At 65.9% G+C, this 24,095-nt stretch carries 26 protein-coding genes; 18 read left to right on the top strand and 8 right to left on the bottom strand.

Features of this window, described 5'->3' with window-relative positions; genetic code table 11:
• Positions 1–3: 3 nt before the first annotated feature.
• The 3 genes from ACIBW7_RS23385 to ACIBW7_RS23375 all read right to left on the bottom strand — a co-directional run bounded on the left by ACIBW7_RS23385 (position 4) and on the right by ACIBW7_RS23375 (position 2,860).
• Entirely contained in the window at positions 4–711 is a 708-nt protein-coding gene (locus ACIBW7_RS23385; protein ID WP_397049554.1) for a DUF1906 domain-containing protein, read from the bottom strand.
• A gap of 177 nt (positions 712–888) precedes the next feature.
• Positions 889–2,016 (bottom strand): hypothetical protein, encoded by a 1,128-nt coding sequence (locus ACIBW7_RS23380; protein WP_397049552.1) that lies wholly within the window; start codon positions 2,014–2,016, stop codon positions 889–891.
• Positions 2,017–2,254: 238 nt separating this feature from the next.
• Positions 2,255–2,860 carry a CHAP domain-containing protein gene (locus tag ACIBW7_RS23375; RefSeq protein WP_397049550.1) on the bottom strand — a complete coding sequence of 202 codons (606 nt, stop codon included), beginning with the start codon at positions 2,858–2,860 and terminating at the stop codon, positions 2,255–2,257.
• 212 nt (positions 2,861–3,072) lie between these two features.
• On the opposite strand from ACIBW7_RS23375, the gene ACIBW7_RS23370 reads away from it, so the two are divergent.
• Genes ACIBW7_RS23370 through ACIBW7_RS23355 form a run of 4 tightly spaced genes read left to right on the top strand, consistent with a single transcriptional unit; the run spans position 3,073 to position 6,647 of the window.
• Positions 3,073–3,723, top strand: a complete 651-nt coding sequence (locus ACIBW7_RS23370) for an ABC transporter permease (protein WP_397049966.1) — start codon at positions 3,073–3,075, stop codon at positions 3,721–3,723.
• Positions 3,716–4,909 (top strand): ABC transporter ATP-binding protein, encoded by a 1,194-nt coding sequence (locus ACIBW7_RS23365; protein WP_397049547.1) that lies wholly within the window; start codon positions 3,716–3,718, stop codon positions 4,907–4,909. Before ACIBW7_RS23370 ends, ACIBW7_RS23365 begins: the two co-directional genes overlap by 8 nt.
• Positions 4,906–5,685 (top strand): ABC transporter permease, encoded by a 780-nt coding sequence (locus ACIBW7_RS23360; protein ID WP_397049545.1) that lies wholly within the window; start codon positions 4,906–4,908, stop codon positions 5,683–5,685. The genes ACIBW7_RS23365 and ACIBW7_RS23360 overlap by 4 nt, the downstream gene beginning before the upstream one ends.
• On the top strand, positions 5,682–6,647 hold the full coding sequence (locus ACIBW7_RS23355; RefSeq protein WP_397049542.1) for a glycine betaine ABC transporter substrate-binding protein: 966 nt from the start codon (positions 5,682–5,684) through the stop codon (positions 6,645–6,647). Before ACIBW7_RS23360 ends, ACIBW7_RS23355 begins: the two co-directional genes overlap by 4 nt.
• A gap of 40 nt (positions 6,648–6,687) precedes the next feature.
• Here ACIBW7_RS23355 and ACIBW7_RS23350 read toward each other — a convergent pair whose 3' ends face one another.
• Positions 6,688–7,341 carry a TIGR03086 family metal-binding protein gene (locus ACIBW7_RS23350; protein WP_397049540.1) on the bottom strand — a complete coding sequence of 218 codons (654 nt, stop codon included), beginning with the start codon at positions 7,339–7,341 and terminating at the stop codon, positions 6,688–6,690.
• A 110-nt stretch (positions 7,342–7,451) separates the two neighbouring features.
• Here ACIBW7_RS23350 and ACIBW7_RS23345 point away from each other — a divergent pair, with 110 nt between their 5' ends.
• The 3 genes from ACIBW7_RS23345 to ACIBW7_RS23335 all read left to right on the top strand — a co-directional run bounded on the left by ACIBW7_RS23345 (position 7,452) and on the right by ACIBW7_RS23335 (position 10,227).
• Positions 7,452–8,423, top strand: a complete 972-nt coding sequence (locus ACIBW7_RS23345) for a helix-turn-helix transcriptional regulator (RefSeq protein ID WP_397049538.1) — start codon at positions 7,452–7,454, stop codon at positions 8,421–8,423.
• A 107-nt stretch (positions 8,424–8,530) separates the two neighbouring features.
• Positions 8,531–9,259, top strand: coding sequence for a helix-turn-helix domain-containing protein (locus ACIBW7_RS23340; RefSeq protein WP_397049536.1), 729 nt, complete (start codon positions 8,531–8,533; stop codon positions 9,257–9,259).
• 26 nt (positions 9,260–9,285) lie between these two features.
• Positions 9,286–10,227 carry an alpha/beta fold hydrolase gene (locus ACIBW7_RS23335; RefSeq protein ID WP_397049534.1) on the top strand — a complete coding sequence of 314 codons (942 nt, stop codon included), beginning with the start codon at positions 9,286–9,288 and terminating at the stop codon, positions 10,225–10,227.
• 39 nt (positions 10,228–10,266) lie between these two features.
• Here the strand turns inward: ACIBW7_RS23335 and ACIBW7_RS23330 are convergent, their stop codons facing one another.
• Positions 10,267–11,724, bottom strand: coding sequence for an MFS transporter (locus tag ACIBW7_RS23330; protein ID WP_397049532.1), 1,458 nt, complete (start codon positions 11,722–11,724; stop codon positions 10,267–10,269).
• A gap of 75 nt (positions 11,725–11,799) precedes the next feature.
• On the opposite strand from ACIBW7_RS23330, the gene ACIBW7_RS23325 reads away from it, so the two are divergent.
• Both ACIBW7_RS23325 and ACIBW7_RS23320 read left to right on the top strand, forming a co-directional pair.
• Positions 11,800–12,279: a MarR family winged helix-turn-helix transcriptional regulator gene (locus ACIBW7_RS23325; protein ID WP_387296057.1), complete on the top strand. Its 480-nt coding sequence runs from the start codon at positions 11,800–11,802 to the stop codon at positions 12,277–12,279.
• 46 nt (positions 12,280–12,325) lie between these two features.
• On the top strand, positions 12,326–12,946 hold the full coding sequence (locus ACIBW7_RS23320) for a hypothetical protein (protein WP_397049529.1): 621 nt from the start codon (positions 12,326–12,328) through the stop codon (positions 12,944–12,946).
• Here ACIBW7_RS23320 and ACIBW7_RS23315 read toward each other — a convergent pair.
• Positions 12,856–13,767 carry an AraC family transcriptional regulator gene (locus tag ACIBW7_RS23315; protein WP_397049527.1) on the bottom strand — a complete coding sequence of 304 codons (912 nt, stop codon included), beginning with the start codon at positions 13,765–13,767 and terminating at the stop codon, positions 12,856–12,858. The genes ACIBW7_RS23320 and ACIBW7_RS23315 overlap by 91 nt on opposite strands.
• 62 nt (positions 13,768–13,829) lie before the next feature.
• Here ACIBW7_RS23315 and ACIBW7_RS23310 point away from each other — a divergent pair, with 62 nt between their 5' ends.
• The 3 genes from ACIBW7_RS23310 (at position 13,830) to ACIBW7_RS23300 (ending at position 16,004) form a co-directional block, all read left to right on the top strand.
• On the top strand, positions 13,830–14,729 hold the full coding sequence (locus ACIBW7_RS23310; RefSeq protein WP_397049525.1) for a DMT family transporter: 900 nt from the start codon (positions 13,830–13,832) through the stop codon (positions 14,727–14,729).
• Between the two features lie 64 nt (positions 14,730–14,793).
• Positions 14,794–15,357 carry a hypothetical protein gene (locus ACIBW7_RS23305; protein ID WP_397049523.1) on the top strand — a complete coding sequence of 188 codons (564 nt, stop codon included), beginning with the start codon at positions 14,794–14,796 and terminating at the stop codon, positions 15,355–15,357.
• Entirely contained in the window at positions 15,354–16,004 is a 651-nt protein-coding gene (locus ACIBW7_RS23300; RefSeq protein WP_397049521.1) for a hypothetical protein, read from the top strand. The genes ACIBW7_RS23305 and ACIBW7_RS23300 overlap by 4 nt, the downstream gene beginning before the upstream one ends.
• A 6-nt stretch (positions 16,005–16,010) precedes the next feature.
• On the opposite strand, the gene ACIBW7_RS23295 is transcribed toward ACIBW7_RS23300, so the two are convergent.
• Positions 16,011–16,211: a hypothetical protein gene (locus tag ACIBW7_RS23295; protein ID WP_397049519.1), complete on the bottom strand. Its 201-nt coding sequence runs from the start codon at positions 16,209–16,211 to the stop codon at positions 16,011–16,013.
• Between the two features lie 165 nt (positions 16,212–16,376).
• On the opposite strand from ACIBW7_RS23295, the gene ACIBW7_RS23290 reads away from it, so the two are divergent.
• Positions 16,377–18,473, top strand: coding sequence for a protein kinase (locus tag ACIBW7_RS23290; RefSeq protein WP_397049517.1), 2,097 nt, complete (start codon positions 16,377–16,379; stop codon positions 18,471–18,473).
• Positions 18,474–18,958: 485 nt separating this feature from the next.
• Here ACIBW7_RS23290 and ACIBW7_RS23285 read toward each other — a convergent pair whose 3' ends face one another.
• Positions 18,959–19,555 carry a TetR/AcrR family transcriptional regulator gene (locus tag ACIBW7_RS23285; RefSeq protein ID WP_397049514.1) on the bottom strand — a complete coding sequence of 199 codons (597 nt, stop codon included), beginning with the start codon at positions 19,553–19,555 and terminating at the stop codon, positions 18,959–18,961.
• 113 nt (positions 19,556–19,668) lie between these two features.
• Between ACIBW7_RS23285 and ACIBW7_RS23280 the strand changes: the two genes are divergently transcribed.
• From ACIBW7_RS23280 to ACIBW7_RS23260, 5 genes are all read left to right on the top strand, one after another.
• Positions 19,669–20,160 carry a nitroreductase family deazaflavin-dependent oxidoreductase gene (locus ACIBW7_RS23280; RefSeq protein WP_397049512.1) on the top strand — a complete coding sequence of 164 codons (492 nt, stop codon included), beginning with the start codon at positions 19,669–19,671 and terminating at the stop codon, positions 20,158–20,160.
• Positions 20,161–20,481: 321 nt separating this feature from the next.
• Positions 20,482–20,994, top strand: a complete 513-nt coding sequence (locus tag ACIBW7_RS23275; protein ID WP_397049510.1) for a hypothetical protein — start codon at positions 20,482–20,484, stop codon at positions 20,992–20,994.
• A gap of 1 nt (position 20,995) precedes the next feature.
• On the top strand, positions 20,996–22,162 hold the full coding sequence (locus ACIBW7_RS23270; RefSeq protein ID WP_397049508.1) for an MAB_1171c family putative transporter: 1,167 nt from the start codon (positions 20,996–20,998) through the stop codon (positions 22,160–22,162).
• Between the two features lie 40 nt (positions 22,163–22,202).
• Positions 22,203–22,634, top strand: a complete 432-nt coding sequence (locus tag ACIBW7_RS23265) for a DUF5984 family protein (protein ID WP_397049506.1) — start codon at positions 22,203–22,205, stop codon at positions 22,632–22,634.
• Positions 22,635–22,726: 92 nt separating this feature from the next.
• Positions 22,727–23,881, top strand: coding sequence for a hypothetical protein (locus tag ACIBW7_RS23260; protein WP_397049503.1), 1,155 nt, complete (start codon positions 22,727–22,729; stop codon positions 23,879–23,881).
• Positions 23,882–24,095: the final 214 nt, after the last annotated feature.

The following is a 24,095-nucleotide window of genomic DNA, read 5'->3' as shown; positions in this document are numbered from 1 at the left end:
CCGTCACCACTGGCCGTATTCGGCGGCGAGGATGTTGTTGACGTCGACGCCGATGCCGTCGATGGCCCGTTTGTCGATCTCGATCTGGTGCAGATGCGCGGACGGGTGTACGAACCCCTTGGGCGTCCCCCAATTGTGCTGCCAGTACCAGGAACCCAGGCCCGCGGCGCGTGCCAGTTCGATGGTCGGCGCATTGGCGTAGATGCCGACGTTCTGTTTGCCGAGCACCGACTCCCAGCCGAGGATGTACGGCGCGATCATGGTCGCGAAATCGGCCGGGGTCGGATTGTCGTCGATGGAGGCGTAGATCGGCCGGTTCTCCGGACCGCCCGCGGCCAGATGCAGTTCCAGGCCACGATCGGCATGCTTCTTGCCCGCATCCAGGCCACCGCGCCAGTCGGCGGTCGAGCCCTTGCCGAACTGGTAGTTCGACACGATCGTCAGCCCGGCGGCGTGCAGTTGATCGACCTCCTTGGCGCGCAATGGCTTCCCCTCCATCCATTCGGCGCCCGGACGACGATCGGAGACGTAACGGATGACGCCGAGGTGACCGTCATCCAGGATCGCGCCGGCGGACGGAACACCGCCCGCGTAATCGACGAGGGTGCCGAGCACACCGGCCGCCGAAGCGCGGGGCGCGGCGATCCCGACGGCGGCGGCCGCGGCGGTGTAGGCGAACAGCTGGCGGCGAGACACAGAAATGGAACGCATCGCAGGACTCCTTCGCGCAAACCCGACATGGACAGGTAGCGTGCCCGGCGCACCTTCCCCAAGGTTCACTCGAGCGCCGGGAGCCTCGAACGTGCACTCATTTCACCATATTCACATTGGAACCGCCAGACCCACTGGAAACAGAATTCACACTTGTCACACAGGTCAAGGACTGGTCTAGGCGATGCTGTCGAGCCGCGCCGCGACATCGATCGTGCGACCCGAACTGTCGCTGAGCTCCTCGCGCACCACCCCCGCAACCTGCGCGACGACCTGCTTCTTGATACCGGCCAGCACACCGAGCGTCGCCGCCCGCATCCCGCGCGCCTTGAACTCCAGCCGCAGGTCATCGGCCGCGGGCGGCGGCACATCGACGACGATCAGCAGCGGATCGGCCGCCCGCGCGGTCAGCACCAGTGGAATCTCGACATCGGCGCGATACTGGTTGGCCTTGAGCACATCGACGGTGATATCCAGGCTCACCGGCAGTGTCAGATCGAAGGACACCGGCTCATCCGAACGATCCGTCAGCTGCGGCGTTCGAACATTGCCCTGCACCGTGACGGTGGCGGAGTCGCGCGGTCCGGCGCGCAGCGGCCCGACCTCGATGGGACGGCCCGCCATCCGCTCGACGAATTCGAAGACCCGATCGCGCGTCACGATGCGGGAGAAGAACTGATGCCCGAATTCGTCGTAGCCGATCCAGTCGAATTCGGCCTTGCCGACGTGCTCGGAACGGACGCCGTCGATGATGGCCTCGACGTCGAAGACCCGGCCGCGCCGCGCCTGCGGTTCGGCGAGCATCGCGTTCACCCGATTGGCGACCTCACGCTGCACCACCCCGGCGATCGGATCGAGCAACCATTCCCAGGCCGAATCGATGGCCTGGGCGCGCAGCACGAAGCTGACATCACGCGAGGTGATCGGCGGGATATCGATGACGATGAGCAGCGGATCCGCGGTGCGCGCATGCAGCGTGAGATCGATTTCGGCGACCGCCTCCAGCCGCATTTTCCGCCCGCCGAGCAGCACCTTCACCGACATCGTCAGCGGCACGGTCACCTCGAAGGTGATATGCGGGCCGTTGCGCAGAATGACCGGCTTGCCTACCTTGCCCTCGGCCATGAATCCGGCCAAACCCACTGGTCCGAGGGAGAACGGGCCGATTGTGATGCCGTGGTCGGTCATCGCGGAAACGGCGGCCTCGATCCGTTCGGCCGTCACCGCGTGGGTGACGAACCGTTCCCCGAAGTCGGCGTAGTCGATCCACACGGGATTGTCGGTCTTTTCCTCGATTGGCAGCATCAGAGTTTCCGAAACCCTCACCTCTCAACGGACAACCGACACGGTACGCGACGCAGATTTCGGCGAGGTCGGGCCGACATCCCCCCACCCAGAGGTCCCTGTCCTGCTGATGAGGGGGTAGCAGGACAGGGACCGGAAGACGGCGCTGCCGGGCGCCGCCTAGTCAATGGTAAGTGCTAGCGGAGGACCCGCCGACAATGCATAGCCACTGGGAAGACCGGCTGAGTCCCAACACTATTCACAAACGACCGAATCCCACCACCTCCGGCACCTCCACCAGTGCGAAACGATGGATCGCGACCTCCCCGAATTCGTTGCCGCCGATGGTCGTCACGGTCCCGTTCGCGGCCGTGAGCACGAAATTCGTGTGCTGGCCGAAGGCGCTTTCCCCGGCGTAGAGCAGCACGTCACCGGTGCGCGGCTGATAGCCCGAACCGGTCGGCGTGAAGCGATCCGCCCCCCGGTAGTACTCCTGCAGCGTGTACACACCCGGAATCCGCCACGATCCGGAATTCGGATTGGCCAGCGGCGCACCTGCCTCCCGCAGCACCCAGCTGACGAAGTCGGCGCACCATGGTTCATCGGAACCTTCGCTGTACTTAGGACCGTCGCCCTGTGCGTTGAATTCGCGTTCGAGAACCGCGACGATCCGTCCCTGCACGGGGTCCAGCCCGGATCTGTCGATCGCGGGAAATACGGTCACGCGATCTCCAGCGATTGCGGGTTGTGCGCGATCCTGCCACCAGCGCACCCCGGCCACACCTGCCGCGACCAGCGCAACCACCAGCAGGCCGAGCACCGGCCACACATACCGTCGCCGCTCGGCCACCGCATGCTCCGTCATAACTCCCCCTCCAGTTTCAGCTCTTGGTCATTAGGACGAACGGTCCCGGCCCGCGGTTCCCGCGAATGTGGTTGGGGTTTCAATTGGATGGGTACCGGGCAGTCTCTCGAAGGCATGACGGCGGTTGACGATTGCCGCACCGCGAATTCTGTCCCGGTCGAGCGGCCGACGCGATAGTCTCCGAGGACACCGGGCGACGGGGAGGTAAGGCCCTGGACACACTGTGGACATTCGTGGTGCATCGGCGCGCACAGCTGGTCACCGATTCGTATTTGCATGTCTCGGCGGTGCTGCAGTCGATATTGCTCGCGACGATCGTGGCCGTGCTGATCGGCATCCTGGTCTACCGCAGCCCATTCGGATCCTCGGTGGCGACGGCGCTGGCCAGCGCCATACTCACCGTTCCATCGTTCGCGCTGCTCGGGCTGCTGATTCCATTCCTCGGACTCGGTGTCGGACCGACGATTACGGCGCTGGTGCTCTATGCCCTGCTGCCGATTCTGCGCAACACCATCATCGGGTTGGCCTCGGTGGATCCGGCGATCGTGGACGCCGCGCGCGGGGTCGGCATGAATCGGCTCCGGGTGCTCGCGCGCATCGAATTGCCGCTGGCCTGGCCATCGATCCTGACCGGGATGCGAGTCAGCACCCAGATGATCATGGGCATTCTGGCCATTGCCGCCTATGCCAAGGGACCCGGACTCGGCAATCTGATCTTCTCCGGCCTGGCCCGGCTCGGTAGTCCGAACGCGGTGCCGCAGGCGCTGGTCGGGACGATCCTGATCGTCGTACTCGCGCTGATCCTCGATGGGATCTTCGTCATCGTCGGGCGACTCACCACCTCGAGGGGACTACGTGACTGATACCGAAATCCGCGGCGACAGTACGGCATCGGCGGTATCCGGCGTCGAGATCGTGCTCGACGATGTCACCAAACACTATCCTGGCCAACGTGATCCGGCCGTCGACCGGGTTTCGCTGACCATCCCGGCGGGCGAAATCGTCGTCCTCGTCGGGCCGTCCGGCTGCGGTAAGACCACCACCATGCGCATGATCAACCGCCTCATCGAGCCGACCTCGGGCACCATCACGATCGGCGGACGCGATGTCACCGGAGTGAATCCGGACCAATTGCGCAGGGGCATCGGCTATTCCATCCAGCAGGCGGGGTTGTTCCCGCATCTGACGGTCGCGAAAAACGTTGCGACAGTGCCCGGTCTGATCGGCTGGGACCGCAAGAAGGTCGCCGCGCGGACCGACGAAATGCTCGAGCTGGTCGGCCTCGATCCCGATACCTACCGCGGCCGCTATCCCAGGCAGCTCTCCGGCGGCCAGCAGCAGCGCGTCGGGGTGGCCCGCGCTTTAGCGGCCGATCCGCCGGTGCTACTGATGGACGAGCCGTTCGGCGCGGTCGATCCGATCACCCGCGGCCTGCTGCAGGACGAGCTGCTGCGCCTGCAATCCGAACTGGGTAAGACCATCGTGTTCGTCACCCACGATTTCAACGAGGCGGTGAAGCTCGGCGATCGAATCGCGGTCCTGGGCAACCAGTCCCGCATTCTGCAGTACGACACCCCGGCGGCGATCCTGGCAGATCCCGCGGATGAGACCGTGGCCGGTTTCATCGGCGCGGATGCCTCGCTCAAGCAGCTCACCCTCACCCGGGTCCGCGATGTCGAACTCGGCAGTTGCCCGACGGCACTGGAGACCGATTCGGTCGACAGTATCCGTGCCGCGCTGGCGGGCCGGGATTGGCCGTGGGCGCTGATTCTCGACGCGCAGCAGCGGCCATTGCGTTGGGTGTCGAGCGAGCAACTGGCACAGGCGAATTCGTTGCACGATGTCGGGTCTTCGGTCGGTGAGCAGCTGTCACTGCAATCGACACTCCAGGATGCGTTGGAGGCCTTGCTCGCCGAGCAGACCGCAACCGCGGTCGTCACCGGTCGGCGCGGTGAATACGCCGGTTTGATCACGATCGACACGCTCGTCGGCCATCTGTCGGCCATGCGCGCCACGCATGCGGGCGCGGAGACGGATGCGACGACATGACCACGGCGACCACCGCACCCGCCGCTACCTCGCCGACGACACTGCGTCGGGCCGAACGCATTCGGCTGCTGGTCCAACCGGCGCTCGTGCTCGTGCTCACCGCGGGTGTGCTGATGTGGGCATTCCGGCGCGATCTCACCGTCACCCAGCAGGCCAGTATCAGCGTTTCCAATATCGCGACCGTCACCTGGCAGCATGTGTTGATCACCGCGACGGTCGTGGTGATCGTCGTCGCGGTGGCGGTACCGCTGGGCACACTGCTCACCCGCCCCGGATATCGCCGTCTGGCACCGCTTTTCGTCGGCATCGCCAATATCGGCGCTGCCGCACCCGCGATCGGTCTGATCGTGCTGTTCTACCTCGCCACCCGCACCACCGGGTTCTGGATCGGCGTCGCGCCGATCGCCTTCTATTCGCTACTTCCCGTACTGCGCAATACGATCCTGGGCTACCAACAGGTGGATCCCGCGGTCATCGATGCCGGACGCGGCCAGGGCATGTCGGCGCTGACAGTATTGCGCCGCATCGAATTTCCACTCGCCATCCCCTATATCCTTGCCGGGCTGCGCACCTCGCTGGTGCTCGCCGTCGGCACGGCGACGCTGTCGTTCCTGGTGAGCGCGGGTGGTCTCGGCATTCTGATCGATACCGGGTACAAGCTGCGCGATAACGTCACGCTGGTGGTCGGAGCCGTCCTCGCGGTCGCGCTGGCGCTGCTCGTCGACTGGCTGGGCGCGCTGGCCGAACAGTACTTGGGGCCGAGGGGGTTGAAGTGAGGGCGTGGGTGCTGGGTGTTGCGGCCGTATTCGTGTTGAGCGCCTGTGGATTGCAATCCGGGAGCGCGGTGCCGCTGCGGGTGGGTCCCGGCAGCATTCGGCCGGTACCCGCGCTCGACGGTGTCTCGATTACGGTGGGCTCCAAGGACTTCACCGAGCAGAACATCCTCGGATATCTCATCGAATTCGCGCTCTCGGCGGCGGGCGCGCAGGTCCGTGATCTGACGAATATCCAGGGCTCCAATAGTGTTCGCGATGCCCAGCTGCATGGTCAGATCGATATCTCTTACGAATACACCGGCACCGGGTGGATCAACTATCTCGGCAACGAGACACCGGTTCCGGATGAAGTCGGGCAGTTCGAGGCGGTTCGCGACGCGGATCTGGCCGCGCACGGCATCGTGTGGACGGATATGGCCCCCATGAACAACACCTACGCGCTGGTGATGAGCACCGATACCGCGAAGCAAACCGGTGTTGTCACGCTGTCCGACTATGCCCGGCTGATCGCCACCGACCCGGCCGCGGCCGCGACGTGCGTCGGCACCGAATTCAATGTGCGCCAAGACGGTTATCCCGGAATGGCGCGCAAGTACGGGATCGATGTCGGGAAGGTGCACAAGCAGATCGTGCAGGATGCGGTGGTCTATCAGGCCACCGCCGATGCCAAGCAGTGCCGGTTCGGTTCGGTCGCCGCCACCGACGGGCGGATTCCGGCGCTCGGGCTCGTCCTGCTGAAGGACGATCTGGGTTTCTTCCCGAAATACAATGCGGCACTGGTGATGCGGAAGTCTTTCGCCGATGCGCATCCACAGGTCGCCGACATCATGGCGCCGATATCGAAGAAGCTGACCAATGAGACGATCACCGAATTGAATCGCCAGGTCGACGTGGATGGCCGCGAACCCGCTGAGGTAGCGCGGGATTGGATGGTGGCCGAAGGGTTCGTCACGGCCCGGTGACGGGTCTGAGCTGCACTTCGCACGCTCAGACCCGGTCGAATCAGGCTTGCGGATCGCGACCGAGGTAGCGCAGCAACTCGGCGACGGCCGTGTCGTCCGCCGCGCCATCGACGATCGCGGCGTAGGCACCCCACTGACGCAGCGGCTCAACGATTTCCGCCTCTGGACCGCCGCCCGGCGCCGGGTTCATGGTCTGCGCGGCGGTGAGCAGGTGTCCGGCGAGCTCGTCGTTCAACGGGGACGGCTGTCCGGTCGCGATCGCGATATCCCAGGCGTGCACGGCCGCGTCCAAGGCGCACATGACCGCGGCGACCGGGGTCGGCAGCACGCCGTGCGGCAGCGGCGTGGGGACGGTTTCGGTCTCGTCGGTGACCGTGGCCCAGGCGGTCGCGGTCTGCTCGACCGCATCGCGGACCAACTCGGCGGCCGTGCCGTCGATGGCGCCGGATGGGGCGAAGGGGTTGTAGGAAGGGCCGATTCCGATACCGAGCGCCTTGGCGAAGGCGAGCTGATCGCCCGCGGCGTGCTGAATCACCTGCGTGACATCCCATTCCGAGCATGGGGTCGGCAGCTGCCACTGGTCGTCGCCGATACCGGCGACCACTTCGGTCAGAGCGCGGTAGGAGGTGGCGAGGACATCGCGCCAGACGGGGCGCAGGGTCGCGGTGGCGTCGGCGGCAGTGGTGCTGTTCATGGCTGGCCTTTCTTTTTCCTTCTTGCTGATGTCACCAAGCCTATGAGGGCATTAGGCTAGTTTCGTTCCTAATACATCGGCTTCATCCCAAAAGATTTCCGGAGGCGACGGTGGCGGCCACCACAACGCGAGTTCTGCGCCTGCTCTCGCTACTGCAGGACCGCGCGCATACCGGCCGTGAACTGGCCGAACGGCTCGACATCACGGATCGGACGCTGCGCAACGACATCCAACGACTGCGCGAACTCGGTTATCCGGTGCACGCCGAGCGGGGTGCGATCGGCGGTTACCGACTCGGCCGCGGTAGCACCATGCCGCCGCTGCTGCTCGACGACGATGAGGCTGTCGCGGTGGCCGTGGCCATCGGCCTGGCCGAGGACGGCTCCACCGGCATCGCCGATATCACCGAGAACGCCGCACGCGCGCTGGCGAAGCTCGAACAGATCCTGCCGAAACGCTTGCAGCGCAAGGTGACCGCACTGCGCAACGCGACTGCCATCGGACCGGCGACCACCGGTTCACGCGAACCGGATGCCCCGGTCCCGGCCGCGATACTGACCACGCTCGCGAGCGCCATCCGCGATGGCGCCACCGTGCACATCGCCCTGGATCCAGACGCGGACAACGAAATCGAGCCCTACCGGCTCATCAACTGGCAGCGCCGCTGGTATCTGGTCGCCTACGACCTCGAAACCCATTCCTGGCGTGCGATTCCCGTCGCCCGGGTACAGCGCGCCGTCGCGGGGTCGCGCCGCTTCGCCGCACGGTCACTGCCCGATGGCGATCTGGTGGCGTTCGTCATGCGCCACATCGCCAGCACAGGTTGGAAAGTGCATGCCCGGGTGACGGTTCTGGCGCCCGCCGAGACGGTGATCGCCCGCATCAACCCGGCCGTCGGCGTGGTCGAGGCCGTCGACGCCGATACCTGCATCCTGCTGACCGGCGCGGATGCCCTGGAGACCATTGCCATCTACCTGAGCATGCTGATGATGGACTTTCGGGTCGACGGCCCGCCGCAACTGGTTGCGCACCTTCGCACCCTCGCGCGGCGTTATACCGAGTCCGTCGAAATGGCGCCGTAGCGTTATCCAGCGTCGCGGCAAGGTTTTTCGGTCGAAGTTAGGTTGGAGCGGGTATGTGAACGGGGGGATCAACTCTTGATCCCGAGGGAATCAGGAGGCATATCACCATGGCGGAGACCCGCCCTTCGATCGCCCGCTATCTGCGGGAACGCCGGGAAGCCGCTGGGCTGACCCAGGCCGCGATGGCGATGGCCACCGGATTTCCGCAGACGGTGATCCAGGATTTCGAACAGGGCGTGGTCGCGCCGACCTCGGCGACGCTGGGCCGGTTGTTCGATGCACTGGGTGTCCCGGTGTTCTTCCGCGACCACATCGTGAGTCTCACCCAGGCGAGCCAGTTTCCGGAGACCTTCGGCCCGGTGCCGAGCGTGCCGCTGCCCACCGATCTGCGCACTTTGCGCGGCCTTGCCCAGCCCGCCTGGTTCCAGATCGTGCCCACCTTCGATCTGGTCGCCGCGAACTCCGCTTACCTGCGGCTATTTCCCGGGCTCGAGCCCGGCGACAATATCCTCGAGTGGACGATGCTCAATCCGGCGGCCAGGCAGGCCGTGCACGAGTGGCACAAGGAGGCGCATCTGATGGTCTACGCGCTGCGGATGATGGCGCCGGGCCTGGTGCCGCAGGAGCGGCTGGACAAGATCATCTCCGCCTGCCGGTCGGCGCCGGAGTGGGAGCAACTGTGGCTCACCGATGTCACACCGGCCGATATCGCCAGGCCATGGATCCACGTGCGCGATCCGGCACGCCGCGAACTGCGCCGAATGACATTGAACGTCTTCATGTCCGAATTCCCGCGGCGGCCATGGTGGATGTACACCCTGGTGCCGATCGACTGAAGCATCCCGCGGCTAGGGTCGGATTGATGACATCCGACGAGTTGTTCCTCGAGCCCAATATCGGTAAGCCCGACGAAAAGGTCGGCTACTTCGCGAACCGAGCCGGTTTCGACCGCTTCGCGGCGGCATACCGCGCCGGTATGGCGCAGTTGCCGGAACCGGCCGAGCGGGTCGCGGTGTCGACTTCGTTCGGGCCGGTGCGCGGCTATCGCTTCGGCGACAAGCCCGGGACACCGCTGGTGCTGCTGTCCGGTAGGCAAGCGTCGACACCGATGTGGCGGGCCAATCTGCCTGGGCTGATGGCCCAACGCACCGTGTGGTCGATCGATAGCATCGGCGAGCCCGGCGCGAGCACCCAGCGCAAACCGCTTGTCGATGCGGCGGACCAGGCGACGTGGGTCGCGGAGGCGTTGGCAGGGATCGGTCTGGAGCGGGTGCATCTGCTCGGCGTGAGCATCGGCGGCTGGCTCGCCACCCAGGTGGCCATTCATCGGCCCGAATGCGTGGCCTCGGTGACGGTGCTCGATCCGGCGAATACCTTTGCGCCGCTGAGCTGGAAAATGATCACGGTATCGCTGGGCAGTGTCATTCCCGGTATGCCGATGAAGGTCCGATACCGGCTGTTGAGCTGGATTTCCGGCGGCGCCCGTGCCGATGATTCGGTGCCCGAGGGACGGCTGATCGCTTCGGCCATGCGGGATTTCACCGGAACCCAGCCGATGCCCGCGCGACCGACCGAAGCCGAACTCACCGGCATCGAGGTGCCGGTACTGGCAATCCTGGCCGGGCGCAGCATCGTTCACGATGCCGAGCGCGCCGCCGCGACCGCGCGCACCATTCCCGGCGCTCAGGTAGAGGTGTGGCCGCCGGCCTCGCACGCCGTCAACGGCGAATTTCCGGATCGGATCGCGGCACGCTTCGCCGAATTCACCGCTGAGCAGGCAAACGGGACCGATCCTCTTCGTTGAGGATCGGCCCCGTGGCCGTTCGGGCTCGTGACCCGATGATCAGGCGTGCCCGGTCTTATCTGCGGCATCGGCTGCCTTGCGCATCGGAATCACCAGCGTGAGCACGATGGCGACCAGGGCCGCGGCCGTGGCGATCAGGAAGGTGGTGTGGAAGCCGTCGCGCGAGGGCAGTACATGCGAGCCGAGCTGCATCGTCATGTGGGCGAGCACCACGCTCATCACCGCCGCCGAGGTCGACGTACCGATCGAGCGCATCAGCGAATTGAGGCCGTTGGCCGCGGCAGTCTCGGTGAGCGGCACCGCACCCATGATCAGCGCGGGCATCGCGGCGTAGGCCAGACCCACACCGCCCGCGACGATCATCGCCGCGATCATCAGCTCCCAGACGCTGTTCATCAGCACTACGGCACACAGATAACCGACCGCGATCACCGCCGAACCGAGCGCCAATGTGACCTTCGGGCCGCGCGCCGCCGACAGCCGCGCCGACACCGGCGACAGCAGGATCATCACGAATCCCGTTGGAGCCAGTGCCAATCCGGCATTGACCATGGACAGGCCGAAGCCGTATCCGGTCTGCTCCGGCGCCATCATCAGCTGCGGGAAGGTCAGCGACATACCGTAGAGCGCGAACCCGACCGCGATGGAAGCGAGGTTGGTGAACAGTACGCGCGGCCGCGCCGAGACCCGCAGGTCGACCAGCGGTGAGCGCTGCTTCAGTTCGAAGTAGCCCCAGATGAGGAATGTCACGAGGGAGAGCGCGAACAGGCCGAGCGTGCTCGCACTGCCCCAGCCCCAGTCCGCGCCCTTGGTGATCGGAATCAGCAAGGCCAGCAACGCAATCGACAGCCCGACCGCACCACCGAAATCGAAACGCGCAGGTGTGCGCACCGGCGACTCCGGTACGAAGACGAAAACCAGTGCGGCACAGACGACACCGAGCCCGGCCGCGGTCCAGAACAGCATGTGCCAGTCCGTATTCTGCGCGATCGCCGCCGCCAGCGGCAGGCCGAGCGCACCGCCGACACCGAGTGTCGCACTCATGATCGCCATCGCGGAACCCACCTTCTCGGCGGGCAATTCGTCACGCATGATGCTGATGCCGAGCGGGATCGCGCCGACCGCCGCACCCTGCAGCGAGCGCCCGATGATTTCGGGCGCCAGCGCGGAGGACAGCGCGCACACCACCGAACCGGCGACCATTGACACCAGATTGGCGAACAGCACCCGGCGCTTGCCGAACATATCGCCGAGTCGGCCACTGATCGGGGTCGCGACGGCACCGGCCAGCAGGGCCGCCGTGATCACCCAGGACGCATTGGACGCCGAGGTGTCCAGCAGCGTCGGCAGCGTGGGAATGATCGGAATGACCAGCGTCTGCATCAGCGATACGACGACACCGACCATGCCGAGGGTCGCTATGAGTAGGCCGGATGCGGGACGGCGCCGGGCGTCGTTCTCGGTGACGGTCGAAGACGCGTCGGCTGCAACAGTCATGAATATGTACGGTACATATCCTATGTATCGTGCACAATTTGCAATCGGCGTGATTCAGCCGACATAGTGTGGGCCATGCCCGAATCAGGTCCCGAGAATGACGATGAACTCACCCGCCTCGTCTTCGAGTTGACCCTGCTCTCCCGGCACTTCCCGGCCTCTCTCCTGCGTCGGCCCGGATTCCAGCTCGACCGGTCGGCGTATCTGATCCTGACCAGACTGGAGATGGACTTCCCGCTCAGCCTGCGCGAGCTGTCGGAGGCCTTCCAGCTCGATATCTCCACGATCAACCGGCAGGTCGCCGCGATGCTGAAGCAGGGCTTGGTCGAGCGCGTCCCCGATCCGGACGGCGGCATTGCCCGCAAGATCCGGGCCAGCGCCAAGGGCCTGGAATTGGTGACCGCCGATCGCGAGCAGAGTCAGGAGGGCATCGGCGCGGTCGTCGCCGACTGGACGGCCGCCGATATCGCGCAGTTGAGCGGGCTCATCTCTCGGTTCAACATGTCGATAGAGCATCTCGAGGAGAATCCGTGGCCGCGTCCGCCCGCTCGGTAGGCCACCGAGTGGCGCGGCACCCGGAGCGTCGGGCAATATCGCTGCGGTGAGGTTCGGATTCGGGGTGGTCGCGGCGTCACTGTTCGTGGCGTCGCCACTCGCCGTCGGCTGCGGACTCGATACCGAGGCCGACGAATGGAACGGCTGGACGGTGACGGTGTACTACACCGCCGTCGAGTCCTATCACTCCGGACCGGGCGAAACCGTACGCGGCTGCGGTGATCTCGAATGTACCGACGCCGATGTCGAAATAGGCTCGCTGCCAGAGGATTTCATCGACGTGGTGCGCGATGAGGGCACTGGCCGGATCACCAGCGGCGAGCACGCGGGTCGATATCTGAACTGGTCCTACGATGTCGGCTTCTGGCTGGATACCGAACCGCGGGACACCCGAGGCGAGGCGCTGCGTCCGTTCGAGAGTGCGGCCGCCGATGGCATCGAGCCGGGAACTCGATTGCGGCTCACCGGTTGCGGGAGCGCAAGGCCGGACAGCGTATGCGGCAAATTCAGTGCCACAACGTGGACGATCGGCGACGAATTCACACCCGGGCTCGGCGGCCCACGGCATCTGGACCTCTACATCGGCGAGGAAAATTCCGAAAGTTTCACCGAGGGACCGGATTTCGTGACATTTACCGGCGCGACGCTCGAACCCGTCGAGCCCTGACCCCCTTCGAAATACACGCCGGGCGTAATGCCGTAGCAGCGCCGGAACCAGCGGGTCAGATGGGCTTGATCGGCGAATCCGGCCTCGATCGCCGCCTGGCTGATCGGGCGGCCCGCGGCGATCAATCTGCGCGCCGTGCGCAGCCGCAGCAATCGTTGGTAATCGCTCGGCGCCAGACCGTAATTGGTGCGGAAGGCGCGATACAGCGCGAATCGGCTGCATTCCGCGGCTTCGGCCAGATCGTCCATGGAGATGGGGTCGAGATAACGATCGTGCAGTACCGCGCGGACCCGTCGCGCGATATCGGCTGCCGAACCAGCTTGTACCGCAGCGGTTCTCGTCGGCGTTCGGGTGCCACGCTGCACCAGTGCCGCGACCGACGCGGCCAGGGCCTCGTCGGCGGCGAGTTCGGTGGCGGGGCCGATCAGACTCGCACAAAGCCTGCGCAAGGCCGATGAAAGCACCGGATCTCGGAGCACCGGGTCGGTGAACAACGGCAGACCGGTCGGGCGGCCCGCGCGGTCGGAGAGCAGATCGGTGATCAACTCGGACCCGATATGCGCGATCCAATAGGTGAATCCGAGTTCGGTCGTGCTGTGGCCGTCGTGCGGCTCGTCCGGATTGAAGGCCATCACCATGCCGGCCGCGCTGGTGCGCGTTGCGCCGCGGCAGTCGAAGGTCTGCGCGCCGAATTCGGTCAGTCCGAACGAGTACGTCTCGTGACTGTGCAGGTCGTAGACGTGCCGTTCGAAATGCGCGTGCATGACCTCGACCGGGCGATCCGCCATTCGCCGGTAGTCGACCCATTCACGCTCGGTCACCTGTCCATTGTCACCGCACCAGCGTTCAATACTCGGGCGCGACCCCCGCCGATGATCGACCGGTGCGTATCCGATTGCTATTGGTCCTGGTCATGGCGTTGTGGGGCAGCGCGTTCGCCTCCTCGAAACTTGCGGTGAACGAGGTGCCGCATGCGGTCGCCGGATTTCTGCGATTTCTGATCGGCACGGTCGTACTGCTCATCGTGCTGCGAGCACCACGACTGCCGGCCGCCGATGCCGCTCGCGCGGCCGGGCTCGGGTTGGTCGGCGTATTCGGCTATAACTTTTTGTTCTTTCTCGGGCTCGCCCTGGCCCCCGCGGCGGACGGCAGCGTGATCGTGCCGATGGCCGCACCGATTTTCACGGTAGTTGTGACGGCGGTGCTCGGCCGCACACGGCTGTCTCGCATCCGAATGGTGGGGCTGACCGTGGCGATCGCCGGTGCGGGCGTGTTCTTTCTCGGCATCCCCGCGACCGGATCCCATCGGCTGCTCGGCGATCTCGTTTTCCTTGCGGCGGCGGCCTGCTGGGCGAGTTACACGATGCTCGGAGCGCCGCTGTTGTCTCGGCTGTCCGCCCCTACCGTCACCGTGTACGCCACTGCTGCGGGCACACTCGCGCTCGGGCTCATCGCCGCTCCTGAATTTTCCGGCGTTCGGTGGTCCGAGCTGGACCTCGGATTCTGGCTCAATCAGGCCTATCTCGGCGTGCTGCCCACCGCTCTCGCATATGTCCTCTACTACCGCGCGGTGAGTCAGGTCGGACCGGCGACCGCGGCGGCGGCGATGTTCCTCGTGCCCGCCTTCGGTCTCAGCTGCGCGTGGATGTGGCTCGGGGAGTCCATCTCGCTGACGCAGGCCCTCGGGGCCGCACTGATGTTCGTCGGTGCCTGGCTGAATAGTCGCCGCGCCGCGCCGCGCGCAACGACGCCCGCGCCGGAGCCGGTCGACGTCCGTTCCTGAGGTTTGGATGGCCGTCGGCGAGGCATTACGTGGATGACACGACCGTCTGAGCTAGGAGGATCGCGTGTCTTCTGCAGTGATAGCAGTAGTGGTCGTCGTGGTGGTGGTTTTGGTCGTGGCCGGGTTGCTGGTCGCGGCTTGGCCGATGCTGCGGAGAAAGCGGCTGCGCAAGAAGTTCGGGCCCGAGTACGACCGGACCAGGGAAGAGCTGGACAGCCGGAAAGCCACCGACCGGGAGCTGTCCGAACGGGAGCGGCGCCATGCCGAACTCGATATCCGTGAGCTGTCGGAGCAGGAGAAGCAGCGGTATCGCACGGAGTGGGCGCAAATGCAGGAGCGCTTCGTCGACGCTCCGGCGGATGCGGTGACCGCGGCCGATGTGCTGGTGGCCGACATCATGGCCGAGCGGGGCTACCCCACCGAAGGGTATGACCAGCAACTCGCCGATCTGTCCGTCGAGCATGCGGCGACGGTGGGCCACTATCGCGCCGCGCACGAGATCGCGATCCGGCGCTCCGATACCCGAATCTCCACCGAGGACATGCGATTCGCGGTGGTGCAGTACCGCGAGTTGTTCGAGGACCTACTCGGCGGCGCGCCGGGCGAGAAGAAGGATGTAAAGCAATGAGCACGGGACAGGAGCGGGAGCGGAGTCTGGAAGGCGAAGTGCCGGAAGGTGTTTCCCCGACCGGGACACGCACCGGGACCGAGGGCGATTCGGCTGCGTCGTATGGACCGGCGCCGATATCCGAAGCCGAGGCGAGCGGGGCGGAGGGTACGGCGGGCGAAGGCTCGGCTGAGAGTGAGCGGGCGACCAGGGGCGAGGGTGCAGCCGCAGACCAGCGCACGACCACAGGCGAGAGCGCAGCCGCAGACCAGCGCACGCCCACAGACCAGCGCACGGCCGCAGACCAGCGCGCGGCCACAGGCGGGGGCACGGCGGCGGACAAGAGCGCGGCCACAGATGAGCGCACGGCCACAGGGCAGCAGGAAATCGGCGATCAGCCGCTCTTCGGGGCCGCCGATGTCGAGCGCCTGCGCACTGCATGGCGGCAGTTGCAGGGCAGTTTCGTGGACAGCCCGCACGACGCGGTGACACAGGCCGACGATCTGGTCATGGCGACAGTTCAGCAGTTGTCCGCCACTCTGGCCGAGCGGAAGCAGTCATTGGAACGACTGTGGTCGCGCGAGGAGGACGGCGATACCGAGGATCTGCGGCTGGCGCTGCGCAGCTACCGCGCCTTCTTCGACCAGTTGGTCGGCACCGGGAAGTAGCACGGTTCAGGCCGAGGCGGCGAAGGAGTCCAGCTGCAGGCTCTTGTATCGAGCCCGGATCTTCTCGTATCGGAATCGGTTGTGGGCCAACGACGTCAGGGTGAGCCTGCGCGGCAGGTGTTGCCAAGCGAGCGTGGCAACCGTTGTGTACAAGGCGAATTCGAAGCGGTGCCGGGTCTTCCAGTCCGGGCCGAGCAGTTCGCGCATTTTCGGATGCGCCGCGCCTGCCGAGCAGATCAGGACCGGACGGGTCGCGACCGGCAGAGTGGCACGCCAACATCCTCGCCGGACTGGACCGCCTCATCTCCGCCGATCGTGACGCATGTGAAACACGTATGTCGTGTGGGCGCGCCGATACCATAGGCTTGCGCCGTGATTTCCGAGCGTGCAGTGGTCGACGGGCGTTTCGAGTTGCTCGAGCCGCTCGGTAGCGGCGGTATGGGGACGGTGTGGCGTGCGTATGACCTCGCGCTGCATCGTGAGGTCGCGCTCAAGGAGGTGCGGGCGGAGACGGATGGCGCAGGCTCGCCCGGCGTGCACCGCGAGCGGGTGCTGCGGGAGGCCAGGGCGCTGGCCCGGATCGGTCATCCGAATGTCGTTGCCATCCACCACATCGTGGATTCACCCGAAGTGGCGCATCCGTGGATCGTCATGGAACTGGTTCGCGGACAAAGTCTCGCCGATCACCTGGCGAGTGGACCGATGCCGCCTTTGCAAGTGGCGCACCTCGGCCGGGGCATCCTGGCCGCCCTCCGTGCCGCGCATCAGGTGGGTGTACTGCATCGCGATATCAAACCCGCGAATGTGCTGCTGCGCGAAGACGGTTCCCCGGTTCTGACCGATTTCGGTATCGCAGCGCTCAACGATATGACCGGGCTGACCTCCACCGGAAGTGTGGTCGGCTCGCTTGATTATGTTGCGCCGGAACGGCTCAGTGGTCAGGAGGGGCACACGGCCTCCGATCTGTGGTCGCTCGGTCTGCTGCTGTATTTCGCGGTTGAGGGTTTTCACCCGATGCGGCGGGAGTCGACTGTTGCCACGCTGGCGGCGGTGATCAGCGGGGCAGTGCCGCCGCCGCAGCGAGCTGGGGTGTTGACTGCGGTTTTGACGGCGCTGTTGGTGCCTGATCCGAATCGTCGGCCGAGTGCCGAGCAGGTGGATCTGATGCTTGCGCGGGCAATTGGGTTCGGTGCTGCGCCGGGAGTGTTTGGTGGGGCGGGTGTGGGTAGTGGGCCGGGAGCTTCTGATCGGCAGGGTGGGAGCAGTGATCCGGGGGCTCTTGGTGGACCGGGCGCGGGCAGCGGCCCAGGAGTTCTTGGTGACCCCGATGCGGGCAGCGGCCCACAGGCTTTTGACGGGCAGAGTGGGTTCGGAACGCCGAGTGCGGCCGATGCGCCGGGTGGATTCAATCCCCCAGGTGCGACCCATGGACCCGGCTTCAGCACGCCGGGCGCAGGCTATGGCCCCGGCGGATACCGCACTCCCAGTGCATTCGACACCCCTGGCGCAGGAAATGCGCGTGGCGGATTCGACACGCTGAGCGCGGCCAACACACCTGGCGGATTCGGCACGCCAGACGCAGGCAACGCGCCGGGCGCATTCATGGCACGCGGCGCAAGCAATACACCCGGCGCATTCAGCACACCGGGCGTGCGCAACACACCCGACGCAGCCTATGCACCCGGCGTATTCAATTCGCGAGGCGCGGGCAGTGCATCCGGTGGGTTCAATTCGCCTGGCTCAGTCGACGAGTTCCACGGGTCCAGCGGCGTGGCACCCGCCGCGCACCCATATGGCTCCATGAATCCCCCTGCGCACAAACCACTCTCACGCGGGATGGCCATCGGCCTCGCGGCTGCCGCACTCATCGCTGCCGTCGTCGCCACGATCACGATAGTGGCCCTGCGCCCCGATTCGACCGGAAACCAGGCCGATCCGGGCAATCCCCCCACCACCGATGAATTCCCCGCCACAAGCCGAGCCGCACTCCCGACATCCGGAGCACCCGTAACCGGCAAAACCGTCGACCTCCTGACCCCGGCCAACATCCGCCAGGCGATCACCGCACTCGAAAAGGTCTCCGGCAGCGACGAATTCAACGAAGCAACGTTCTACCCGACCTACGCCAACGTCGGCGCACCGGTCAAAAACAAACCCGACCTCTACGACCTCTTCGTATACCGCGACGGAACAGCCACCAGGAAAGGCGCGGGCGGCCCACTCTCGGACAAGGCCACCGTAAAGCTGAGCTCGATCAACTGGGACATCCTCCCCGACCTATTCCGCACCGCCGACGAAAGCCTCGGCATCCCCAACCCCACCCTCCGCTACGTAATCGTCGACCCGGCCTGGACCTTCAACAACGACCAACCAACAGTCATGGTCTACCTGACCGACGACTACGGCGGCGCCTACCTGGCCGCCGACACCGACGGCACCGTGGTAACCAAATACCCCAGAGGCCGCTAGCCTCGACAACTTTCCCCCCGACCGACACGAAACCCCCTGCACCTGACTGGAATTAGGTGCAACCGTGGATTCAACAGCCTCAAATATTCGTACCGGGAATAACACACCGCCCATCGGGCCCGATATTCCCGATGATCATCCCATCCGACAGCGTGCAAAAGCTGCCGATCTGAACGCACTCCCGATGCGTATTCATGACCATCTGGTCCCCACACGGCGTCCCAGGATCATCCGGACCAGCCTGCGCACTCACCGGAAAAAGCGCCGCGCCAATCGCTGCAGCACCGGTAGCAACCAATAGCGAAATACGAAGCATGATCAATCCTCCAAACCGATGACGGATCGCGAGCACTCCTCTATTCAAACCGTCCGATCGTCGGCATTTCACACCGAACAAACCCATCCCCGACCAGCACGATCCTACTCTCCAGCACTCCCGAATACCCACCCGCGGACACCCACTGGCGTCGACTGGCCACAGCCGGCTATCTCGGCTCGAGTGCCGGGGCGACCCAGGTGGTGAGGTAAGTGCGAAGTTCTGCGCCGCGGCGGGGCGGGCGGCCGGGGTCGATGACGAACGACTGGACGATGCGCAGCATGTGCTCGACGAGCTCGTCCAGATCGGTGTCGGAGATCCCGGCGGCCGCCCAGTCGACAGCGAAGCGTTGCAGGATCGAGCGGCCGAATGCCAGTGCGGTGTCGGAGGTTACGCCCGCGGAGAAGGCGCTGGCGCGGCCGGGGGTGAGCAGCAGGTTGAGGTATTTCTCGTGAGGCAGACGTTCGAGGGTGTAGGCGATGGCTTCCACAACGGCGGTGGCGGGGTCATGGATCTTGCTCACGTGCTCGGCCAGGACGTCGAGGAAATGCGTGGTCTGCGCGATGGCGGTCGCGGTCAAAAGTGCTTCCGCACTGGGGAAATAGCGGTACACGGTCTGGCGGGTGACGCCGAGGGCGCGCGCGACCTCCGCGATGCTGTAATCGCTGCCTGATCGGTCGATCGCTCGACGCGCGGCGGCCAGGATGCGCTCGACGGCTTCGTCGTCGTCCACGGGCGCCGTCCCCGACCATCCATGCGTGCGCACCGGCTTGCTCACTCCTTCGTCCGCGCGGTCTCGACCGGGTCATCGCGATCGCTTGACCATACACATGTGACAAGATGTATGGTCAAGCCAGTCGGCCGGATCGAAGGAACGCAATGACCCCTCCACCACGTCCCAAACAGCTCGACTCGCCCGTATTGCCGAAGATCTTCAAATACACAGGCAAAATCCAAGTTTGGGTCTACAAACGCACCGGTGGACGCATCGGCGGGAAATGGCGCATCGGCGCCGGATTCCGTAAACCGGTACCGACTCTGCTGCTCGAGCATCGAGGCCGGAAATCCGGGACCACCCACACCACACCGCTGCTCTACATCACAGACGACGCCGACACGGTTATCGTCGCGTCCCAGGGCGGCCTCGCCAAACACCCGCAGTGGTACCACAACCTGCGCGCCGCCCCCGACACCCACATCCAGATCGGCCGCGAACGCCATGCCGTGCACGCGGTTACCGCCGACCCCCGACAACGCGCACGTCTATGGCCGAAGCTCGTCGATGCCTATGCCGACTTCGACACCTACCAAGCATGGACCGAGCGCGAAATCCCGGTCGTCATCCTCCGCCCCCGCACCGCCCCCGACTGATCCCTGCCGACCGATCGATCCGGACGCACTGTAGCGCCAGGCCGAAGACAGGTAGGCGAGTCGAAATGCCTACACCGCCAACGCCCGGCGAAGACCGAGGCTGACCTCTCCGCGCTCACGGGCAACGGCGGCGAGCCGCGAGATCGTCTCTGCGCGCCGTGCGATCCGGATGTCTTTGTGGCCGCGTATGTTGCGACCGATCCGCCGAAGGCGGGTGCGAGAATGCTTGCGCGACAGGCCATGTCCGCGACAATGCTCCGTCGGCGACTACGCTCGCCGCAATATCGGCATAGGTCATGTGATCGACGAGAGGAAGGCGTAATGGAGGATCTCGCCGCGCGATTCGAGGAACTGGGTCGCCTGGTACCGATCCCCCACCCATGGAACATGGCGGAATATATCGCGCGGGTGGCGGAGTACCGGGAACGGCCGATCACGTTGTGCCCGATCGACGTCGGCGCACTCTTGGGGGACGGATGCGGCACCGGAAGCGGCCTGTGGATTGCCCGGGAAGGCGACGACGTGATCATGTACGGGGCCGACACCGAATGGCATGCCGATCACATCATCGCCCATGAGATCGGTCACATGCTGCTCGGCCACGGAGGGACTGCGAGCGGTCCCGGTGGTGCCGCGGCTGATCTGCCGTTGCGCGAATTGATGCCCTCGCTGTCGCTGGAAACCATCCGCAGCGTACTGCGCCGCCAAGACTACGGCAGTGAGCGCGAGCGCACCGCCGAAACCTTCGCCGACCTGCTGCTGGTCGAAGCGATGCTGCCGAAGCGGTCGGCGAGCCGGTTCCGCTCGACGTTCTTCCGAAACCGGCATCGATGAGATGACCTCCCCGATCCCGGGTCTGATCACCTGGCCCGTCCTGACAGGTATGACGTTGGTGCTCGCCGGTCGGTGGTGGTTGTTGCGGGACGGCATCGTCGACCGGCTCATCAACCGCGCGCTCGCCGCCGCTCTCTTCGAAAACCTGTTGCAGGAGGCGTGGTTCGAACAGTCACTGGCCTGGCTGCTGCCCGGCGACGACAGCGACGTGGTGAACATCGCCGGACAGCTCTCGCTGGGAGCAGCCGTGTTGACCATCTCGAATATCTACGGCATTGCCAAGTTGTGGGCAGGCGCCGATCCCGCCCACACGTGGCGCAGGCAGCGGCGCTATTACCTCGTCACGATCACCGCCACCGCCGTCATCCTGATCGCAGGGACGCCCGCCCGCCGCGCCGACCAGTTGATCGACCAAACCCTGGGCTGGCCCGCTGTCGTGGTCTGGGTCGCGTTCTCCCTGCCGCTCGGCGCTACGGCCCTGCTCATCGGCCGGGTATGTGTGCGCGAGATGCGCACCGGAGGCGACAGCACTTGGCAGGAACGCGCACTGTACACGGTGTCCCTGTGCAACACGGTTGGCCTGGGGTTCGTAGCGGTCGTAGACCCGCTCGAGACCGCCATCAGTGTCATGACAGGCCAACCTTCATTCGATCCCGAGATGCACTGGAAAGCATGGAGCGGCTTCTTTCTCTCGGCCGTCGGCGCCCCCGCCGCGGTCACGGTGCCGCTGATCAGCACCCTGCTCACCCACATCGGATGGGACCGCACCGGGCGATACTGCCGCCGCCTGCGGCCGATGTGGGCCGATCTCACCGCGGCCGTACCCGAAATCGTCCTGGAGATGCGGCGCGACCACAACGGCCGGACAGACCCGGCCATCCGTCTGCACCGCATGACGGTCGAGATCCGCGACAGCCTGCTGCATCTCAAGCGCTACAGCGACAGCCCCGACGATCTGGCCGCCACCGGCGGCGACCCACATACCTACGCCCGCCGCATCGCCGAGGCCATTGCCACCAAAGCTGCCGGACACCCGCCGACCGCAACCCGGTTCACTCCCCGGCACCAAGTCCTACCGGGGGCACGGGACCTCACCGCGGAGCTGCGCCAGCTACTCGCACTTGCCAAGGCATGGCCACACGTTCGCATTCCGACAACGTCGCCGTAGCGTCGCGCAGTCAACCTCGAACCCGACGCCGATCGTCGCGGTGCGCCTCATCACTGCACCGACCGACACCTCGTATCTGCGATTCGGGCGTGCGTTTCGGTGGTGGCGCACCCTCGGCCCCGAGGACACGGTCACCGTGGCGTGGCAGTTCACACCCGATCCTGATGGTGAGATCACGTTCTCCGCGCCGCTGTCGCTACGCCGAGGCCGATCGTGGCAGCACATCGTGGCTGCGACGGCCCCACGACAGCCTCGGAATGATCGAAACCTGTTGGGCAGTGCGGTCTGCGGTCCACACCGCATTCCCGACCTATCGCATCGACTGGCGCGATCGGCTTCGGGAGAACGAGCCCGAGAGGAGTCCGCACGCAGATGCGGACTTCCTCGAGCCTCAACGCACCAACATGCCGATGACCGCGCACGCCGAAGGGCCGCAGTCTCGGGGTCGGTGTACCGCGGCCTGGCGCCGTGACAGGGCTCGAAACCACAGAGATCTCTCACAAGTCATGGGAGCGGGGCCGGACCCGGCCCAGTAGCGTCCAGGGCGAACGAAGGAGATCGAACATGACTGGTGGGCGCAACGGATTCCTGCTGCTCGGTGGTGCGGCGTCGGTCGGGGCGGGTGCGTTGCACCTGTTCGCCGCGGGACTGCATACCGAGCACGCCACCCTCGCCCGGCTGATGGTCGTGCTCGCGGCAGCACAATGCGCGGCCGGGCTGCTGGCGTCGGTGAGCACGCGAAAGGCCGTGCCGGTCACGGTGATCGGGGTGAACCTCGTCGCGATGGTGATCTGGGGGTACACCCGGTTCGCGGGGCTGCCATGGCCCGACGGCCTCGATACGGCGGAGGCGCCGCAGTTCCTCGACAGCACGTGCGCGGCGCTGGGGCTGCTCGCGATCGCCGGTGCAACCGTCGCCCTGGCGCGCCCCAGGGCGACACTGCCCACGGCACCGACCGCGACCGCTGCCGGTCTGGCCGGCGCCCTCGCCGTCGCGGCGATGCTCGGCGGCGCCGGACACGCGCACAGCCACGACGCTGGCGACCATACCCATGCCGGCGGCGACCACACCGACCATGGGACCGGCACCGCATGGCCGCGGCCGTGGGATCCGGCGAGCCCGATCGATGTGTCCGGCGTGCCGGGCGTGACCGCCGCGCAGGAGCGGCGCGCGACCGCCCTGATTCGCAGCACCCTCGACCAGCTACCCGCGTTCGCCGACGTCAGTTCCATCGGCGCACTGGGCTTTCGCTCCATCGGCGACTCGGCCACCGGTTACGAGCACTACATCAACACCGGCTACATCCGCGACGACCGATTCCTCGACGCCACCCACCCAGAGTCCCTGGTTTACCGGGTCGACGGCACCGATCGGACCCTGGTCTCGGCGATGTACATCGCCAAGGGCAAGAAGATCGACGACACCGAGCTGGTGGACTACGGCGGGCCCCTGATGCAGTGGCACGTCCACGACAACCTCTGCTGGAAGAACAGCGCCGACGGTCCTCAGGTCGCTGGTGTCACCGACGCCCAGGGCACCTGCCCGCCCAACTCGATCAACCCCGGCGCGGGGAATCCGATGGTCCATGTCTGGATCACCGCCAACCAGTGCGGACCGTTCGCGGCCCTGGAAGGCCACGGCGCGGGGCAGGCAGCCACCACTGTGGACGGCCGCCGCACCGACACCTGCTCCCACGATCACACCGGCGGGCACCGCTAAGTGGCCCCTCGCCCCGGCGTGAACTCCTATGCAGCCCGTTCCTCCCGAAAAGGCCAGCGCTGCTGCGGAACTCACTAGATCAACGAGTGACAGGCTGTCGGCGTCGCCTGCAGCGGGAGCACCCCGGAACTCGCCAGAGGTTGGACTGCGGCGCGACACCAGGCACCGGCACTCCCCACGCTGACGGCGAAAGCACCCTCATGCCGGATGCAGT

This window comes from Nocardia sp. NPDC049526, from assembly GCF_044465765.1.
Classification (GTDB): Bacteria; Actinomycetota; Actinomycetes; order Mycobacteriales; family Mycobacteriaceae; genus Nocardia.
This window is presented reverse-complemented; position numbering and strand designations above follow the sequence as displayed.